Annotated in this window: 14 protein-coding genes; 6 read left to right on the top strand and 8 right to left on the bottom strand. The window is 69.3% G+C overall.

What is annotated here, in order from left to right; all coding sequences use genetic code 11:
• The first annotated feature begins 8 nt into the window (after nucleotides 1-8).
• Nucleotides 9-2,153, top strand: a complete 2,145-nt coding sequence (locus MTS1_RS02985; protein WP_036304603.1) for a 3-hydroxyacyl-CoA dehydrogenase NAD-binding domain-containing protein — start codon at nucleotides 9-11, stop codon at nucleotides 2,151-2,153.
• Between the two features lie 60 nt (nucleotides 2,154-2,213).
• Here MTS1_RS02985 and pepN read toward each other — a convergent pair whose 3' ends face one another.
• The gene (pepN, locus tag MTS1_RS02990; protein WP_023951302.1) at nucleotides 2,214-4,718 is read right to left on the bottom strand and encodes an aminopeptidase N; all 2,505 of its coding nucleotides are present in this window, start codon (nucleotides 4,716-4,718) and stop codon (nucleotides 2,214-2,216) included.
• A 64-nt stretch (nucleotides 4,719-4,782) separates the two neighbouring features.
• On the opposite strand from pepN, the gene MTS1_RS02995 reads away from it, so the two are divergent.
• Together MTS1_RS02995 and MTS1_RS03000 are read left to right on the top strand one after the other, a co-directional pair.
• Nucleotides 4,783-5,460 (top strand): TetR/AcrR family transcriptional regulator, encoded by a 678-nt coding sequence (locus MTS1_RS02995; RefSeq protein ID WP_023951304.1) that lies wholly within the window; start codon nucleotides 4,783-4,785, stop codon nucleotides 5,458-5,460.
• Complete coding sequence (locus MTS1_RS03000; protein WP_023951306.1) at nucleotides 5,457-6,059, top strand: hypothetical protein; 603 nt, start codon at nucleotides 5,457-5,459, stop codon at nucleotides 6,057-6,059. Before MTS1_RS02995 ends, MTS1_RS03000 begins: the two co-directional genes overlap by 4 nt.
• Here MTS1_RS03000 and dxs read toward each other — a convergent pair.
• From dxs to dut, 5 genes are all read right to left on the bottom strand, one after another.
• Complete coding sequence (dxs, locus tag MTS1_RS03005) at nucleotides 6,041-8,029, bottom strand: 1-deoxy-D-xylulose-5-phosphate synthase (RefSeq protein WP_023951308.1); 1,989 nt, start codon at nucleotides 8,027-8,029, stop codon at nucleotides 6,041-6,043. The genes MTS1_RS03000 and dxs overlap by 19 nt on opposite strands.
• 103 nt (nucleotides 8,030-8,132) lie before the next feature.
• On the bottom strand, nucleotides 8,133-10,991 hold the full coding sequence (locus tag MTS1_RS03010) for an aconitate hydratase (protein WP_023951310.1): 2,859 nt from the start codon (nucleotides 10,989-10,991) through the stop codon (nucleotides 8,133-8,135).
• A gap of 133 nt (nucleotides 10,992-11,124) precedes the next feature.
• Entirely contained in the window at nucleotides 11,125-11,892 is a 768-nt protein-coding gene (locus tag MTS1_RS03015; RefSeq protein ID WP_023951312.1) for a DUF3159 domain-containing protein, read from the bottom strand.
• Nucleotides 11,889-12,467, bottom strand: a complete 579-nt coding sequence (locus tag MTS1_RS03020; RefSeq protein WP_023951313.1) for a DUF3710 domain-containing protein — start codon at nucleotides 12,465-12,467, stop codon at nucleotides 11,889-11,891. The genes MTS1_RS03015 and MTS1_RS03020 overlap by 4 nt, the downstream gene beginning before the upstream one ends.
• On the bottom strand, nucleotides 12,464-12,916 hold the full coding sequence (gene dut / locus MTS1_RS03025; protein WP_023951314.1) for a dUTP diphosphatase: 453 nt from the start codon (nucleotides 12,914-12,916) through the stop codon (nucleotides 12,464-12,466). The genes MTS1_RS03020 and dut overlap by 4 nt, the downstream gene beginning before the upstream one ends.
• 12 nt (nucleotides 12,917-12,928) lie before the next feature.
• On the opposite strand from dut, the gene MTS1_RS03030 reads away from it, so the two are divergent.
• On the top strand, nucleotides 12,929-13,426 hold the full coding sequence (locus MTS1_RS03030; RefSeq protein WP_023951315.1) for a DUF3093 domain-containing protein: 498 nt from the start codon (nucleotides 12,929-12,931) through the stop codon (nucleotides 13,424-13,426).
• A 73-nt stretch (nucleotides 13,427-13,499) separates the two neighbouring features.
• On the opposite strand, the gene MTS1_RS03035 is transcribed toward MTS1_RS03030, so the two are convergent.
• The gene (locus MTS1_RS03035; RefSeq protein WP_023951316.1) at nucleotides 13,500-13,793 is read right to left on the bottom strand and encodes a DUF4193 domain-containing protein; all 294 of its coding nucleotides are present in this window, start codon (nucleotides 13,791-13,793) and stop codon (nucleotides 13,500-13,502) included.
• A gap of 228 nt (nucleotides 13,794-14,021) precedes the next feature.
• Between MTS1_RS03035 and sepH the strand changes: the two genes are divergently transcribed.
• Nucleotides 14,022-15,059: a septation protein SepH gene (sepH, locus tag MTS1_RS03040; RefSeq protein ID WP_023951317.1), complete on the top strand. Its 1,038-nt coding sequence runs from the start codon at nucleotides 14,022-14,024 to the stop codon at nucleotides 15,057-15,059.
• A gap of 30 nt (nucleotides 15,060-15,089) precedes the next feature.
• On the opposite strand, the gene MTS1_RS03045 is transcribed toward sepH, so the two are convergent.
• A complete protein-coding gene (locus MTS1_RS03045) occupies nucleotides 15,090-16,217 on the bottom strand; it encodes an alkaline phosphatase family protein (protein ID WP_023951318.1) in 1,128 nt (375 codons plus the stop codon).
• Nucleotides 16,218-16,280: 63 nt separating this feature from the next.
• Here MTS1_RS03045 and MTS1_RS03050 point away from each other — a divergent pair, with 63 nt between their 5' ends.
• Nucleotides 16,281-18,740: a DNA topoisomerase (ATP-hydrolyzing) subunit A gene (locus MTS1_RS03050; RefSeq protein ID WP_023951319.1), complete on the top strand. Its 2,460-nt coding sequence runs from the start codon at nucleotides 16,281-16,283 to the stop codon at nucleotides 18,738-18,740.
• The last annotated feature ends 41 nt before the right edge of the window (nucleotides 18,741-18,781 follow it).

An 18,781-nucleotide genomic window follows, 5' to 3' on the forward strand; every position in this document is an offset into this window, starting at 1 on the left:
GCGCCGACATGACCTACGACGACATCGACTTCTCCCCTCTCGACGCCCTGACCGGCGACGAGGTCGTCACCCACTCGCTCGTGCGTGATGTCCGGCTCCCCTCGGGCCGCACGCTCGCGCTCATCACCCTCGACAACGGCCGCGACCACACCCGACCGAACACGCTCGGTCCGGCGACGCTCGCCGAGCTGGGCGGCGTCCTCGATACGCTCGCCGCGCGTGCGGCAGCGGGCGAGATCGACGCCGTCGGCATCACCGGCAAGCAGTACATCCTGGCCGCGGGAGCCGACCTCTCCGATGTCTCACGGTTGCCCTCGAAGGAGATCGCGAAGCTCGTCGCGCAGCGCGGGCACCAGGTGCTCGGGCGCCTGTCGCAGCTGGGTGTCCCCTCCTTCGCTTTCGTGAACGGCCTCGCCCTCGGCGGCGGTCTCGAGATCGCGCTGAACAGCACCTACCGGACCGTGGATGCCTCCGCGGCGGCCATCGCCCTGCCCGAGGTCTTCCTCGGTCTCATCCCGGGCTGGGGCGGCGCCTACCTGCTGCCGAACCTCATCGGCATCGAGAACGCGCTCGAAGTGGTCATCAGCAATCCGCTCAAGCAGAACCGCGTGCTCAAGCCTCAGCAGGCGTTCGACCTGGGCATCATGGACGCGATCTTCCCCGCGGTGAGCTACCTCGAGGACTCCCTCGCCTGGGCTGACCGCGTACTGTCGGGTGCCGTCTCGGTCACGCGCAAGAACGAGCCCGGCAAGCTCGAGCGCCTGACGAAGTGGCCGATCGCCGTCAAGGTCGCTCGCGGGATGCTCGAGTCCAAGATCGGCACCGTGCCGAAGGCGCCCTACCTGGCGCTCGAGCTGCTCGAGAAGGCCCGTAGCGGATCGCGCGAAGAAGGCTTCGCCCGCGAGGACGACGCTCTCGCCGAGCTCATCTCGGGCGACCAGTTCGCCGCGTCGATGTACGCCTTCGACCTCGTGCAGAAGCGCGCGAAGCGGCCCGTCGGCGCTCCCGACAAGTCGCTGGCGAAGAAGGTGACGAAGGTCGGCGTCATCGGTGCGGGCCTCATGGCCAGCCAGTTCGCGCTGCTCTTCGTCCGCAGGCTCCAGGTGCCCGTGCTCATCACCGACCTCGATCAGGCGCGCGTCGACAAGGGGCTCGCCTACATCCGCGAGGAGATCGGCAAGCTCGAGGCGAAGGGCCGCATCGATTCCGACACGGCGGGCAAGCTCCGCTCGCTCGTTCACGGCACCGTCGACAAGAGCGAGTACGCCGACTGCGACTTCGTCATCGAGGCGGTCTTCGAGGAGGTCGGCGTCAAGCAGCAGGTCTTCGGCGAGATCGAGAAGATCATCGCCGACGACGCGATCCTCGCGACGAACACCTCGTCACTGTCGGTGGCGGAGATCGGCGCGAAGCTCGCTCACCCCGAGCGTCTGGTCGGTTTCCACTTCTTCAACCCCGTCGCGGTCATGCCGCTGATCGAGGTCGTGAAGACGCCGCAGACGACGGATGCTGCCCTGTCGACCGCCTTCGTGGTCGCGAAGGGGCTCGGAAAGAACGCCGTCCTGACGGCCGACGCGCCCGGCTTCGTCGTGAACCGACTGCTGGCGAAGGTCATGGGCGAGGCGGCGCGCGCCGTCTACGAGGGCACGCCGGTCGCCGATGTCGAGAAGGCATTCTCGCCGCTCGGGCTGCCGATGGGGCCCTTCCAGCTCATCGACCTCGTCGGCTGGAAGGTCGCCGCACACGTGCAGGACACGATGACCTCGGCGTTCCCCGACCGCTTCTACGCGAACGAGAACTTCCATCAGCTCGCGGAGCTCTCCGAGGTCGTCGAGAAGGACAAGGGAGGGCGCGTCACCGGATTCACCAAGGCCGCGGAGAAGATCGCGAAGAAGGCGACGGGTTCGTCGCCGGTCGCGGCCGAGACGATCCTTCAGCGCGTGCAGGACGGCCTGGCACAGGAGATCAAGCTCATGCTCGACGAAGGCGTCGTCCCCGAGGTGCAGGACATCGACCTGTGCCTCATCCTGGGCGCCGGCTGGCCGTTCATCGATGGCGGGGCCTCGCCCTACCTCGATCGGGAGGGCGCGTCGGAGCGCGCGTTCGGCGACACGTTCCACCACCCGCCCATCCGCGGGATCGCGAATCGCTGACACCTCGCGCCGCATCACGACGAGGACCCCGTGGCACGAAGCCGCGGGGTCCTCGTCGTGTCACGCCGGCAAGCCGCCCTGCGCGCTCTGCACGCGAAGGTCTCGCTCGAGGATGTCGCGCTGCTCGATCACGATGCGCCGCAACGAGGCCGGCGCTTCGGGATGCGAGTCGAGCCACGCCGTCGCTTCCGTGAGGTCATCCGCCGCGGGGAACAGCCCGCGCACGAGGCGCCGCGCGATCTCGATGCTGCGGGTCGCCCAGACCCGTTCGATGCGCGAGAAGTAGTCCGCGTCGAAGGCCGCGATGAGATCGCGTCGCCCTCCGGCGCGGACACCCGCGATCGTGGCGTCGAGCTCGTCGTTCGACAGGGTCTCGTCCGTCCAGGCCTCGACCCAGGCGGCCTCGCGCACCGCCGCCTCCGGCAGTGCCGCGCGGGCAGCGCGGTGGGCTCGTCTCCCCTTCGCGGTGTCGTCTCGCATCAGCTCGGCGTCGATCTCGGCGGGGCTGGCCTCGCCCGTCGCGGCGAGCGCGAAGAGCCAGCTCCACCGCAGGTCGGCATCGAGAACGAGACCGTCGGGGATTCGCCCCGCGCCGGCGAGCAGCTGGCGCAGCGACGCCGCACGCCCCGCATCCACCGCGGCGGAGGCCCCCAGGGCACGTGCCCACACCAGTTGCGCATCGCTGCCGGGGCGGGCTTCGTGCAGGGACTGCCAGACGGTTTCCAGCCAGCGCGCGGCGAGCGTCTCCCGCTGCGCGGGCGCTGCGTAGTGGGCGATCGCGTAGTCGGCATGAGCGACCGCGTCGCCGAGCAGACCGATGTGGGTGTCGGCTGCAGCGTGCACTCTGACGATCTCGAGGTAGCGCGCGACGTCGAGACGACCGTCGCGCACCGCGTTCCAGAGCGCACCCCATGCGACCGACCGAGCGAGGGGGTCGCCGATCGTCGACAGCGATCGCTCGAGCGCGGCCGTCGTCTCTTCGTCGAGGCGGACCTTCGCATAGGTTCGGTCGTCGTCGTTCGGGATGATCAGGCTTCGGGTATCCCCGGGCAGCGGCGTCCGAGCGTCGACGAGATCGAGGTCGACTCCATCCTCGCGCCGCAGCGCCCCCTCCGTCTCCACGTAGCGTCCCATCGTCACGCGATGGGGTCGTGGATCTGTCTGGACGACGGTGACGCCGTCCGGCCCATCGCGTTCGACCGACAGATCCGACATCCCGGTGGTCTCGAGCCAAGCGCGGCTCCACGCGCGCAGATCGCGTCCGGAGGTGTGCTCGAGCGCGTCCAGCAGATCAGCGAGCGTGGTGTTCCCGTAGGCGTTGGCGGCGAAGTACTGACGCGCACCGGCGAAGAACGCCTCCTCCCCCACGTACGCGACGAGCTGCTTGAGCACGGACGCTCCCTTGGCGTACGTGATCCCGTCGAAGTTGAGCTTGGCGGCCTGCAGGTCGGGGATGTCGGCCACGATCGGATGCGTCGTCGGCAGCTGGTCCTGCTCGTACGCCCAGCCTTTGCGCCTGCTCGCGAAGCTCACCCAGGCATCCGGATAGAGCCCGGTCGCGACCGACGCGTGCGAACCCATGAAGTCGGCGAAGGATTCCTTCAGCCACAGGTCGTCCCACCAGCGCATGGTCACGAGGTCGCCGAACCACATGTGCGCCATCTCGTGGAGGATCGTGTTGGCGCGCGCCTCGCGCTGCGCCGACGTCGCCGCCCCGCGGAAGACGTAGGCCTCGGTGAAAGTGACGAGCCCCGGGTTCTCCATCGCGCCGAGGTTGTACTCGGGAACGAAGATCTGGTCGTACTTGCCCCACGGGTAACCGAGCCCGAACGCCTCCCCGAAGTATGCGAGCCCGCGGCGAGTGATGTCGATGACTTCCTCAGCGTCGAGGTGAGGCGCAAGCGAGGCGCGGCAGAGCACGCCCAGCTCGACGGGCCCCTCCGGCCCGTCCCACACGGCGTCGACGCGGTGGTACGGCCCCGCGGCGACGGCGGTGATGTAGCTGGAGATCGGGAGGGTCTCGGCGAAGGCGACCTCGACGCCGCCGTCGATGTCGCGGCGGACGGCCTCCGCACCGTTGGACAGCACCCGCCACCCCCGCGGCGCCGCGACCCGCATCCGCCAGCGCGCCTTCAGATCGGGCTGCTCGAAGCACGGGTAGACACGCCTGGCGTCGGCCGGTTCGTACTGCGTGTACAGGTAGACGCCACCGTCGACCGGGTCGACGAAACGGTGCAGGCCCTCGCCCGAGCGACTGTAGAGGCCGCGTGCCTCGATCGAGACCGTGTTCCGTTCGGCGAGGCGGTCGATGCGGATGCGGGCGCCGTCCCAGTCCACGGGCCGGCTCTCTCCGTTCACGGTGACCGCGTCGACGCTCGAACCGAGGAAGTCGACCCAGGTCTCTCCCCCGACGGTCGCATCGAACGAGAGGACCGCGCGGGTGCCGAAGGTCGTCTCGTCGGCCCGCGGCGCGTCGCGGACATCGAGGAGAACGTCGACGGTGTGGAGCCGGATCTCGGCTGCACGCCGCTGAGCATCGGAACGGGAGAGGTTGTCGCCGGTCATCCCTCCATGCTTTCACGCGAGCGTGGGCCGGACGGCCTGAGAAGTCGCGCTGTAGAGTCTGAACATGTTCAGCACACCGTCGCCGACCGGATCGAAACGAGACCGCACGCGTGCCCTGATCGTCGAGACCGCGCTCCGTTCGTTCCGCGAGCGTGGCTACGACGCGACCACCATCCGTCATATCGCCTCGGAGGCCGGCGTCTCGGTCGGCACGACGAACTACCACTTCGCGTCGAAGAACGAGCTCGTGCAGGAGTTCTACCTCCAGGTGCAGCAGGCGCACCGAGCTGCCGCCCTCCCCCGACTCGCGTCCGAGCGTGACCTCACGACCCGACTCGCGATCGTCTTCCACACGGGCCTCGATCAGTTGACGCCGACTCATGGCCATGCGCCCGAGTTCCTGACGGCCGCGGTGTCCCCCCGCTCGTCGATCAACCCGCTGTCGCCCGAGTCGGATGCCTCGCTCACGATCGTGGAGGAACTGTTCCGCACCGCCGTCGACGGCGCCGACCACAAGCTCCCGAAGGACATCGCCGAGGCGCTGCCCGGGGCGCTCGTTCTCGCGCATCTGCTGCTTGCGATGTACTGGGTATACGACCAGTCCGACGACCAGGCGAAGACGCGGCGCTTGCTCGACAGGGGCTTGGCGTTTCTCGCGATGGCGCTCCCGCTCGTCCGCCTCCCGATGCTGCGACGGCCGCTGCGGGAGCTCCTCGACCTCATCGCGGAGACACGATCGTGACGGGCACCGACCCCGAACCGCCGCTCGCGTCCCGTCGAGACTCGCCGCGCACGGATGCCGAACCTCTCGCGTTCACCCGCGCCGAGTTCCTGACGGGCGCCGCCCGCGCGTGGGGCGCGACGACGCTGCTGCTCATCGTCTCGTGGGCGGTGGTGACGGGCGGCTTCAGCTTGGTCGTGGGCACCGTGATGATCGTGATCGCCTCCGTCCCCGCCGTCGTGATCGGTTCGCCCGGCGCATACGCGCTCGGCCGCTTCCTGCGACGTTCGCCGCGTATCGGCGTACACCTGATCGCTTTCGCGGCGTACGGCGCGTTGGTCGGCGTCGTCACCACGGCGGGCGCCCTCATCACGTTGATGGGCGGATCGGCCGACGGCTGGGCGGGATCGATCGCTCTCCTCGTCAACGTGCCTCTCAGCGCGATGGGGCTGGCAGGAGCATGGTTCATCACCGCGCGGCGAGCACTGCGCCTCGACTCCGAGGGATTCGGCGACGGTGTGCCGGCGTCGGATGCGGATGCCGCGACCGAGGACGCTCTCGACGAGCGCTACCGCATCATCGACCCCGATCGGAGACGACGTCAGCGGCCTCGAGACTGACGCTCGCCGTCCGCGGCCTCCGCACGGTCCGGTGCGTCAGCGGAATCCGACCAGTCCGACTCCGCGTCCGCGCTGGGGCGAGCGATCGGGATGCGGGTGCCGAGGACCTGCGCGACGACGTCGTGCGCGATCTTCGCGGCCGTGATGCCCGCGTCTTCGAGGATCTCGTCGCGCTCCGCGTGGTCGATGAACTCGTCGGGCAGCCCCAGCTCGTCGACGGCGGTGTCGATGCCGGCCTCGCGCAGCACCTGGCGGATGCGGGTGCCGATGCCGCCGACACGGATCCCGTCCTCGATCGTGATGACGAGCCGGTGTTCGGCGGCGAGGTCGACGACCGAGCGCGCGACCGGCACCACCCAGCGCGGATCGATGACGGTCGCGCCGATTCCCTGTGCTCGCAGGCGCTCGGCGACATCGACGCCGAGACGCGCCATCGGACCGATACCGACGATGAGCACGTCGTCGGACTCGCCCCGCACCAGCACGTCGGTCCCGTCGTCCAGACGCTCCACGGCCGGCAGCTCGTCACCGACCGAGCCCTTCGGGTAGCGGACGACCGTGGGGGCGTCTTCGATCTGGATCGCTTCGCGGAACACCTCGCGCAGACGCTCGGCGTCGCGGGGCGCGGCGATGCGGACGCCGGGCACGAGCTGGAGCATCGCGAGGTCCCAGATACCGTGGTGACTGGGACCGTCGGGCCCGGTGACGCCGGCCCGGTCGAGCACGAATGTCACGCCGGCACGGTGCAGCGCGACATCCATCATCATCTGGTCGAACGCGCGGTTCATGAACGTGGCGTAGATCGCGACGACCGGATGCAGGCCGCCGAAGGCGAGGCCGGCGGATGCCGCGACGGCGTGCTGCTCGGCGATGCCGACGTCGAGGACGCGATCGGGGAACCGTTGCGCGAACGGCAGAAGTCCGGTCGGACGCAGCATCGCGGCGGTGATCGCCACGACATCAGAGCGGCGTTCCCCCGCCGACACGAGCTCTTCGGCGAACACGTCGGTCCAGCTGATCGTGCTGCCCGAGGAGACCGGCCGGCCCGTCGCGGGGTCGATCTTCCCGACCGCGTGGAACTGATCCGCTTCATCGAGGCGCGCGGGCGCGTAGCCGCGGCCCTTCTCGGTGATCGCGTGCACGATGACCGGCGCGCCGTACGACTTCGCGAGCCGCAGCGTCTCGATCATGGCCTCGAGATCGTGCCCGTCGACGGGCCCGAGGTACTTGATGTCGAGGTTCGAGTACAGCGCCTCGTTGTTCACGAAGCGGGACAGGAACCCGTGAGTACCCCCGCGGAGTCCGCGGTAGACGGCCCGCGCCGCCGGCCCGAGGCGGCCGAACAGCGACGCCGAACCCTCGTGGAGCGACCGGTACCCCTCGGTCGTGCGCACCTTGTTCAGGAAGCGCGCCATCCCGCCGATCGTGGGGGCGTACGAGCGACCGTTGTCGTTGACGACGATCACCAGGTTGCGATCGTTGTCGTCGGAGATGTTGTTGAGCGCCTCCCACGTCATGCCGCCGGTCAGCGACCCGTCGCCCACGACTGCGACGACGTGCCGGTCGGTGCGACCGGTGCGGGCGAAGGCTCGCGAGATGCCGTCCGCCCAGCTGAGCGAGCTCGACGCGTGCGACGACTCGACGACGTCGTGCTCGCTCTCACTGCGCTGCGGGTACCCCGCCAGGCCGCCGCGTGAGCGCAGCCGCGAGAAGTCCTGCCGCCCGGTCACGAGCTTATGGACGTAGGACTGGTGTCCGGTGTCGAACACCACCGGATCGTTGGGAGAGTCGAAGACCCGGTGGATCGCGAGCGTGAGCTCGACGACGCCGAGGTTGGGGCCGAGGTGCCCGCCGCTGCGCGCGACGTTCTCGACGAGGAACGAGCGGATCTCGCTCGCGAGAGCCTCGAGCTGCGGAAGCGAGAGGGCGTCCAGATCGCGCGGGTGCGAGATCGAGGAGAGCAGCGACATCGCGCTCCTCCTTCCATCGGTGCCGGTAAGTCTAACGAGCAGGATGCACGAGAGGCCGGAGCTGGACGCTCCGGCCTCTCGTGGACTACTGCAGCTCGGCGTCTCAGACGAGCGAGCGCAGCACGTACTGCAGGATGCCGCCGTTGCGGTAGTAGTCCGCCTCACCGGGGGTGTCGATGCGCACGACCGCGTCGAACTCGACCGTCTCCTTGCCCTCGGGCGAGAACTCGCTCGGCTCGGCGACGACCTTGACGGTCTTGGGGGTGACGCCCTCGTTCAGCTGCTCGAGACCCGTGATCGAGATGATCTCGGTGCCGTCGAGTCCGAGCGACTTCCAGCTCTCGCCAGCGGGGAACTGCAGCGGCACGACGCCCATACCGATCAGGTTCGAGCGGTGGATGCGCTCGAAGCTCTCCGTGATGACGGCCTTCACGCCGAGCAGGTTCGTGCCCTTCGCGGCCCAGTCACGCGACGATCCCGAGCCGTACTCCTTGCCGCCGAAGATGACGAGCGGCGTGCCCTGCGCCTGGTAGTTCTGGCTCGCGTCGTAGATGAACGACTGCGGGCCGCCCTCCTGGGTGAAGTCACGCGTGTAGCCGCCCTCGACGACCTTGCCGTCGTTGACCGCCGCCGTGAGCTCGTTCTTCAGGCGGATGTTGGCAAAGGTTCCGCGGATCATGACCTCGTGGTTGCCTCGACGCGAGCCGTAGGAGTTGAAGTCCTTCTGCGCGACACCGTGCTCGGTGAGGTACTGCGCGGCGGGGGTGCCGGCCTTGATGTTTCCGGCCGGGCTGATGTGGTCGGTCGTGACCGAGTCGCCCAACGTGGCCATGACGCGCGCACCGGTGATGTCGCTGACCGGGGTCAGCTCCATCTGCATGCCGTCGAAGTACGGCGCCTTGCGGACGTAGGTCGAGTTCTCGTCCCACTCGAACACCGGACCGGTCGGCGTGGGCAGGTTCTTCCAGCGCTCGTCACCGTCGAACACGGTGGCGTACTGCTTGATGAACTGCTCGCGCGAGATCGACGAGTCGATGATCTCCTGGACCTCGTCCGGGGCGGGCCAGATGTCCTTCAGGAAGACGTCGTTGCCGTCGGAGTCCTTGCCGAGCGGGTCGGTCTCGAAGTCGAAGTTCATCGACCCGGCCAGGGCGTACGCGACGACCAGGGGCGGCGAGGCGAGGTAGTTCATCTTGACGTCGGGGCTGATGCGGCCCTCGAAGTTGCGGTTGCCCGAGAGCACTGCCGTGACCGCGAGGTCGTTGTCGTTGATCGCGGCCGAGACCTCTTCGATCAGCGGGCCCGAGTTTCCGATGCAGATCGTGCAACCGTATCCGACGGTGTAGAAGCCGAGGCTCTCGAGGTCCTTGTCGAGGCCCGACTTCTCGTAGTAGTCGGTGACGACCTTCGAGCCCGGTCCCAGCGTCGTCTTGACCCACGGCTTGCGCGTGAGACCGCGCTCCGAGGCCTTGCGCGCCAGCAGACCCGCCGCGATCATGACCGACGGGTTCGAGGTGTTGGTGCACGAGGTGATCGCCGCGAGGGTGACGGCGCCGTTGTCGAGCATGTAGCTCTCGCCCGACGGCTGCGTGACCTTGACGGGGTTGGACGCCGCGTGCGGCGCGCCGCTGGACAGCAGGCCCGCGTGGGCGTGGTCGTGCTGGTGCGAGACGGTGTCGTCGGAAAGCGTCTCGTGCTCGACACCGGGAGCGGTGCCCGGGTCGGACGCCGGGAAGGTGCCCTCGACCTCGACGGGCTCGTCGGCTGCGGTCGCGTAGTTGAGGATGTCCTTCGCGAACTGCTCCTTCGACTCCGACAGGAGGATGCGGTCCTGCGGACGCTTCGGGCCGGCGATCGAGGGGACGACCGTCGAGAGGTCGAGCTCCATGTACTCGCTGTAGCTCGGCTCGTTCGCGGGGTCGTGCCAGAGCGACTGCTCCTTCGCGTACGCCTCGACGAGCGCGACGGTCTGCTCGTCGCGGCCGGTCAGACGCAGGTAGTCGAGCGTGACGTCGTCGATGGGGAACATCGCAGCGGTCGAGCCGAACTCCGGGCTCATGTTGCCGATCGTGGCGCGGTTGGCGAGCGGGACAGACCCGACGCCGGCGCCGTAGAACTCGACGAACTTGCCGACCACGCCGTGCTTGCGCAACATGTCGGTGATCGTCAGCACGACGTCGGTCGCGGTGACGCCCGCGGGGATCTCGCCGGTGAGCTTGAAACCGACGACGCGCGGGATGAGCATCGACACGGGCTGACCGAGCATCGCGGCCTCGGCCTCGATGCCGCCGACGCCCCAGCCCAGGACGCCGAGGCCGTTGACCATCGTGGTGTGGGAGTCGGTGCCGACGCAGGTGTCGGGGTATGCGCGGAGCACGCCGTCGACGTTGCGGTCGTAGATGACCTTCGCGAGGTGCTCGATGTTCACCTGGTGGACGATGCCGGTGCCCGGGGGGACGACCTTGAAGTCGTCGAATGCACCCTGACCCCAACGGAGGAACTGGTAACGCTCGCCGTTGCGCTCGTACTCGATCTCGACGTTGCGCTCGAGGGCGTTCTCGCTGCCGAACAGGTCGGCGATGACCGAGTGGTCGATGACCATCTCGGCGGGCGAGAGCGGGTTGATGCGGTTCGGGTCACCGCCGAGCGCGGTCACCGCCTCGCGCATGGTGGCGAGGTCGACGATGCAGGGCACGCCCGTGAAGTCCTGCATCACGACGCGGGCGGGCGTGAACTGGATCTCGGTGTCGGGCTCCGCCGATGCGTCCCACGAGCCCAGCGCACGGATCTGCTCCCGCGTCACGTTCGCGCCGTCCTCGGTGCGCAGGAGGTTCTCGAGCAGCACCTTGAGGCTGAAGGGAAGACGGTCGTAACCCTCGACCGTGGCGATCCGGAAGATCTCGTAGTCGGTACTGCCGACCGTCAGGGTGCTCTTGGCTCCGAAGCTGTCAACAGTGGACACGTCTGCTCTCCTTCATCGGCGGGCCGCGCGCTTGCGCGCACTGTCCCATCATCCCCTCGCCGCACCGGTCGATCTAGTGAGGCGACCCTTAGTCGGATCGGGGGAAATTTATCTTGACGTCAAGATAAATATATCACTCGGCGGGCCTCTTATAGAGCGCCCGCACGGCGAGCCAGGTGACAGCCGCGAGCGGGGCGAACAACGGAAGCCCCATGACGAGCTTCAGGGTTCCGAGGGCGGCGACCTCGTCAGCGAAGTACAGCGGCAGCTGCACCGCGAGCCTCAGGTAGAACAGGGCCGCCCATGCGATCGCGAGCCAGAAGTAGACGCGACGCTTGCGCTTATCGCGACGCCACGCGATTCCCTCGTTCATCAGGAATCCCGCCGCGAGCCCGATGAGCGACCACCCGATGAGAGCAGAGACGAGGAAGGCCGTGCCGTACGCGGCGTTGGTGATCAGCCCGGGGATGAAGTTGTCCTGACCGCGCCCTGTCCACAGCGCGAGGCCCGCGGCGACGGCGGTTGCGATGAGGCCGCCGAAAGCCGCCCCGGCAGGCCCCCGCTGGATCAGGCGGAGCAGCGTGAAGACGGCGGCGACCCCGACCGAGAGTCCGAGCGACAACCAGAGGTTCGCTTCGCGCGTCTCGGGGTCCGTCGTCAGCGTGAACACCACGATGAAGACCAGACCGGGCAGGACGGCTTCGACGATTCCGCGGAATCCGCCCATCGCCCGCCAGACGACTCCCCCGGTCGAGGCGTTCGTCTCCGGATCGAAGCCCGCCCTGCGCGCGGCCTCGCCGAGGGCGGCGCCCAGCACACCCGACGTCGATCCCGCCGGCTCCGGCGGAGTCAGGTCGTCGCGACGCTCGGTCGCCGCCTCGGGACGCTCGTCGCCGTTCACGCTGAGCCGGGGGTCGCCGGCATCTTCAGCGGGATGAGGTCGCGCGGCGGCATGGGCGACCCGCCGCGCACGACCACGAGCGACCGGAACAGATCCTCGACCTGCGCGGCCGCCTCGACGTCGTTGGTGGCGGCCCCGCCGATGACACCGCGAAGGAACCAGCGCGGACCGTCGACGCCAACGAATCGCGCGAGACGCTTGCCGCTGCCGTCAGCTCCCGCGATCACGGGAACCTCTGCGAGCAGCTCCGGCCCGAGGGGGCCCTCGCGCTCTTCGACGCGGCCGCCCTGCTGTCGCACCTGCTGACGGATCTGCTCGCGTGTCTCGTCCCACAGCCCCGTCGAGCGGGGCGCCGCGAACGGCTGCACCTGCAGCGTGGACCCGGCGTAATCCAGACCGACCGCCACGATGCGCTTGGTCTGTTCCTCGACCTCGAGGCGCAGGTTGAGACCCTCGCGGGGCAGCACCTTGATGCCGCCGAGGTCGATGTAGGGACGGACCGGGTTGGCCTCGGACTCGTCGAACGGTCCGGCTGTGGCGCGGTCGGCGGGCGCGGACTTCGCGTCGTCGCTCATGCGGATACTCCTGTCTGCTGGTAGCCGGTCGAGCCGAACCCACCTTCGCCGCGAACGCTCTCGGGCAGCGTGTCGACGGGGATGAAGCGGGCGCGGGTCACCGGCATGACGATCACCTGTGCGATGCGGTCACCGGGCGCGATGTCGTACGTCTCGGACGTGTCGGTGTTCAGGAGGGTGACCTTGATCTCGCCGCGGTAGCCGGCGTCGACCGTTCCGGGAGAATTCACCACGGTGATGCCGTGCTTCGCGGCGAGGCCGCTGCGCGGGACGACGAAGGCGGCGAAGCCTTCGGGCAGGGCGATGCGAACGCCGGTGCCCACAAGTGCGCGTTGTCCGGGCTCGAGATGCACCGTCTCGGTGGAGACGAGATCTGCTCCGGCATCCCCCGGGTGGGCATACACGGGAACGTCGACGGCGATAATGGGGACGTCCACGGATTCGGTCACCCCACGAGGCTAATGCACAGTTCCGCCCCCGCCACCCCGCCCGCTACGAGCTATCGCGAGCGCCTGAGCCCATCGCTCTGGCTGCTGGTGAGCGCGGCCGTCTGCGGCCCGATGGTCGCCCTCGTGCTCGCCCCGCTCGACTCGATCGTCGGGCTCGTCGCGGGGATCGTCGTCGGCGCACTCGTCGTCGCGGGCCTCATCGCCCTGTCGCCGGTCGTCGAGGTGTCCGGCGGACGCCTGCGCGTCGGCCGCGCGAGCATCGAGCTCGAGTATCTCGGTCAGATGGAGGCGCTGACGGGCGACGATGCACGGCAGGCGCGCGGACCGGGTCTATCACCGAGCTCGTGGCACCTGCTGCGGGGCGGCATCGACGGTGTGGTCCGCGTCGCGATCGACGACGATGACGATCCGGTCACGCACTGGGTGTTCTCCTCCCGGACGCCGTCCCGGGTCGTCGCGGTGGTCGAGAGCGCTCGCGCCGACGCCGCCTCACGCGCCCGACGCTCCTAGGCCGTCACACCGCTTCGCGCAAAAGACAGACCCTCGACGCCGGGGCGTCGAGGGTCAGCGAGAGTCGTGACGGTCAGGCGGCGCACTCGGTGCAGATCGCGCCGACCTTGGTCTCGTGGTCGATCTGAGTGCGGTGCTTCACGAGGAAGCACTCCATGCACGTGAACTCGTCCTCCTGCGGGGGAAGGACGACGACATCCAGCTCGAGGTCCGAGAGGTCAGCCCCGGGCAGCTCGAAGCCCGACGGGTTGTCGGCGTCCTCGTTGTCGATCGAGCCCGACGACTTGTCGGGCACGCGCTCCTTCAGGGCCTCGATCGACTCGCTGTCGTCCTCGGTCTTGCGGGGTGCGTCGTAATCCGTAGCCATGTCGAAAGGCCTCTACTTCCAGGTGTTGCCGGTTGCCGCGCCGAGTGGGGCGGCGATAGTTTGCATGACCGGCGCGTATTTCGCAAAACGTCGCGGAAGATCCTTCCGGGAACGGCTGCTGACGACCGGTTCGCCCCCCGAAACCGACGGCGCGCCCCGGATATTCCCACGGTCCCCGGATGCCTGTGACACCATGACGGCACACGTATCGCTGGGAGGGTTCTGCGCATGGAACAGCTCAAGGTCATCGGGACCGAGGAGGGCATCCTCGTCCTCGCAACCGAGTCCGGGGAGCGCTTCGCGTTGCCGGTGAACGAGACGCTGCGCGCCCAGTTGCGCCGCGCCCGTCCGGCTGACGAACCGCGGGCTCCCCGCCCCAGCCCTCGCGAGATCCAGTCGCACATCCGCGCCGGCATGAGCGCCGCGGATGTCGCCACGCTCCTCGGCATCCGGGTCGAGGACGTCGCCCGATACGAGCGGCCGATCATCGCGGAGCGCGAGCACATCGTCGGACAGGCCCTCGCGGTGCCGGTCCTCATCGCGGGCGAGCTCGAACCGGACGCCCAGCCGACCTTCGGCACCGCGGTTCGCACGAAGCTCGCCGAGGCGGGCGCGACCGGTGAGCGCTGGAGCAGCTGGCGCGAGCCCGACGGCTGGATCGTCAAGCTCGAGTTCACCGTGGGCGAGGTCGAGCACGACGCCCGGTGGTCTTTCGACCCGCGACGCTCGTCGCTCGCGCCCCTCAACTCCGACGCGACCCAGCTGTCGCGGCAGGGATCGCTGCCCGAGGGGCTGATCCCGCGGTTGCGAGCCCTCGACACGCCGCAGGCCAAGGACGAGTCGCGGTTCGACAGCGGAGCGTTCGGCCCCCGGCATCATCCCGCCGCCGAGCCGGAGGCGGCCACGTCCGCCCCGCTCCGCAGCACGACCGCGAAGGACGCGGCGATCAAGCGCGCTCCCGAGCCGGTCGTGACGTCGTCCGAGACCGCCGACCTCCTCGAGGCACTCCGCCGCCGTCGCGGACAGCGCGAGCCCATGCCCGGCGAGGACCGCGGGCAGGACACGCGCGAACGGACACCGGTCGCGCTCTTCGACGCCCTCGAGCCCGGCTACCGCGAACCCGCTGAGCCCACCCCCGAGCCCGAGGCGCCCCAGGCGGAGCCGGCGAGCGAGGACACGACCCCGGAGACCCGCCGCCGCGGCGGCCGCACCTCAATGCCGTCGTGGGACGAGATCGTCTTCGGCGCGCGCAGCGAAGACGCCTGAACACTCACGCGGCGCGCCGCACGCGGGCTCTCAGGCGAACACGCCGAAACGGATGAGGGGAACGATCCGCTCCTGGTCGGTGAGCGACCCGTGCTGTCCGACCATCCGCTGCGGCTTCTTGTCGGCCAGCCGGTCGTCGTAGTACGCCACACTCGACCGAGCGGCGACGAGAACGTCTCCGATGCGCGGCGCCACCTCGGGGTGAACCGTCCCGAAGAGTCCGGCGTCGACGGCTTCGGCCCGGGTCATCACCCACGAACGATCCGATTCCGACTCGCGCCAGCGGGAGGCCACGCGTTCGGCGGCGCCGGCTGACGCGTAGAGGTGAAGCATCCGCGGTTCGCCGCCGATGACATCGACCTCATCGAGCAGGTCGTCGCCTTCCCGCAGCAGGACGTGCCGGTGCGCGGGGACGTCGATCATGCCGTGATCCGCCGTCAGCACAGCACCGATGCCCGGCCCCAGCTGACGATCCCACCGGCGCAGCTCGGCGTCGAGCGACTCCAGCTCCGCCGCCCACCGGTCGCCCTCCCAGCCGTGCCCGTGGCCGATGACGTCGAGCTCCGGGATGTAGACGTAGACGAGAGCTCCCTCGTGGGCTCCGGCGAGGGCCTCGGCCCGCGCAAGCCGTTCACCGATCCCCGAAGCCGACACGAATTCCGCCCCCCGCACGGTCGCCGTGGTGAACCCGGTCGCGGCGTACTGAGCACGGCTCACGACGAAGCAGCGTCGGCCCGCTGCGGCCTCTCGCTCGAACACGGGCTGCGAACGCTGCCAGGAGAGCGGGTCGAGGCCATCGTCCTCCCAGCCGGTGAGCTGGTTCGGGGTCGAGGCCGTGCCGGGCACCCTCACCCGGTATCCGACGATGCCGTGCTCCCCCGGCGACACAGCTGTGAAAAGACTGCTCAGGGCGGCGGCCGTCGTCGCGGGGAACACCGTGCGGGCGGCATCCCGCTTGGTCATGCGCTCGGAGAGGAAGCGAGCGTAGGCGGCGCGCTGCGCGAGGTTGCCGCGTCCCAGCCCGTCGGCGACGATGACGATGGCCGACCGTGCCGGAGCGAACCAGTCGGACCGGCCCGACAACGAGGTCAGCAGCTGCGGCAGCACACCGGTGAGGCTCCGGGCCGTGGGCGGGTCGGTCGGTAGGCTTGAGGGCATCGCGGACAGTCTGACACAGACCGCATCCGCCCTCCCATCCCCGATCGAGGTCCGAACAGCTTCATGGCCGCATCCCGCACCGCTTCACCCGTCCCCGACCAGCCGGAGCGCATCGAGGACGTCGACGTCTCAGCGGAGATGCAGGGATCGTTCCTCGAATACGCCTACTCGGTCATCTACTCGCGCGCTCTCCCCGACGCTCGCGACGGCCTGAAGCCGGTGCAGCGGCGCATCCTCTTCCAGATGGCCGACATGGGCCTTCGCCCCGACAAGGGCCACGTCAAGAGCGCCCGTGTCGTCGGTGAAGTGATGGGAAAGCTGCACCCGCACGGCGATTCGGCGATCTACGACGCGCTCGTCCGCCTCGCGCAGGACTTCGCTCTGCGGGTGCCCCTGGTCGACGGTCACGGCAACTTCGGCTCGCTCGACGACGGCCCCGCGGCAGCGCGGTACACCGAGGCGCGGCTCGCGCCGTCTGCTCTCGCCCTCACCGAGAACCTCGACGAGGACGTCGTCGACTTCATCCCGAACTACGACGGTCAGTTCCAGCAGCCGGCGGTCCTGCCCGCCGCATACCCCAACCTGCTGGTCAACGGCACGACCGGCATCGCGGTCGGTATGGCGACGAACATGGCGCCGCACAATCTCATCGAGGTCGTCGCGGCAGCCGTGCACCTTCTCGAGAATCCCGATGCGACGCTCGACGAGCTCATGGAGTTCGTTCCGGGCCCCGACCTGCCCGGCGGCGGCGTGATCGTGGGTCTGGACGGCATCAAGGATGCCTACACCAACGGGCGCGGCACCTTCCGCACCCGCGCGAAGGTGTCGGTGGAGTCGCTGGGTCCGCGCCGCACCGGCCTCGTCGTCACCGAGCTGCCCTACATGGTCGGTCCCGAGCGGATCATCGAGAAGATCAAAGATGCGGTCAACGCCAAGAAGTTGACCGGCATCTCTGATGTACAGGACTTCACCGATCGCAACCACGGGCTGCGTCTCGTCATCACGATCAAGACCGGATTCGACCCCAACGCGGTGCTCGAGCAGCTCTACCGGTTGACCCCGCTGGAGGACTCCTTCGGCATCAACAACGTCGCGCTCGTCGAGGGACAGCCCCAGACCCTCGGGCTCAAGGAGCTCCTCCGGGTGTATCTCGACCACCGCATCGAGGTGGTCACGCGACGCAGCCGTTACCGGCTGGCCCGGAAGCAGGAGCGCCTGCACCTCGTCGAGGGACTGCTGATCGCGATTCTCGACATCGACGAGGTCATCCAGGTCATCCGCACCTCGGATGACGGCGAGCAGGCGAGGACGCGACTGATCGACGTCTTCGATCTCTCGCAGCCGCAAGCCGAGTACATCCTCGAACTGCGTCTGCGCCGCCTGACGAAGTTCTCCCGTATCGAGCTGGAGACCGAGCGCGACCAGCTGAAGGCCGAGATCGCACACCTCGAGGAGCTCCTCGCGAGCGACGTGCTACTGCGAGCCCAGGTGGCCCGCGAACTCGAGGCGGCGGCCGAGACCTACGGCACGCCCCGTCGCACGCTGCTGCTCAACGGCGGCCCCGTGACCGCGCGCTCGGGCAAGAAGGCCGCCGCCGACCTGCAGATCGCCGACGCGCCCTGCCGCGTCTTCCTCTCGGCGACCGGCCGGATGGTCCGAGCAGAGCTCGGCGAAGACCTGCTCAGCAGCGGCATCGTTCCGCCCGCCCGGCGCAGCAAGCACGACGCCATCCGCTCCGCCGTCGACGCGACGGTCCGCGGTGACCTCGGCGCCGTCACCAGCACCGGACGCCTCGTGCGCTTCTCCCCCGTCGACCTGCCGTCGGTCCCGGGCAACAGCGTTCAGCTCGCGGCGGGCTCGAAGGCCGACCAGTATCTCGGGCTCGGAGCCGGTGAGCACGTCGTGGCGATCGTGCCGTTGACCGGCGAACCGCCCATCGCCCTCGGCACGGCGCAGGGCGTCGTCAAGCGCGTCGCGGCGACCGAGCTGGCGGCGGGCAAGCCCGACGCCGAGATCATCTCGCTCAAGCCCGGCGACCGCGTCGTCGGCGCCGCCCCGGCACCCGACGGCTCCGAACTGGTCTTCGTCACCTCCGACGCCCAGCTGCTGCGATTCGATGCGGCGGCGGTGCGTCCGCAGGGCCGCGCAGCCGGCGGAATGGCGGGGGTCCGTGTCGCGGACGGTGAGCGCGTCATCGCGTTCACCGCGGTCGCGGCATCCGATGACACGGTCGTCGTGACGATCGCGGGCTCGACGCAGTCCCTCGCCGGGGCCGATGCCGGCAGCGGCAAGGTGTCGGCGTTCTCGGAGTTCCCCGCGAAGGGACGAGCGACCGGCGGAGTCCGGGCTCAGCGGTTCCTGCGCGGCGAGGACACGCTGACCGTCGCGTGGGTGGGCGACTCCCCGCGCGCGGTCGGCCCCGACGGTGCGACGCGGAGCCTGCCCGAGGCCGGGGCCAAGCGCGACGCCTCCGGCCAGCCGCTCGACGGCGTCATCGGCGCGATCGGCACCGTCGTCGCCTGAGCCTGCCGCCCCCGAGCCTCGGAGAATGACGTAGACCTCGG

This window comes from Microbacterium sp. TS-1 (genome assembly GCF_000509385.1).
GTDB classification, from domain to species: domain Bacteria; phylum Actinomycetota; class Actinomycetes; order Actinomycetales; family Microbacteriaceae; genus Microbacterium; species Microbacterium arborescens.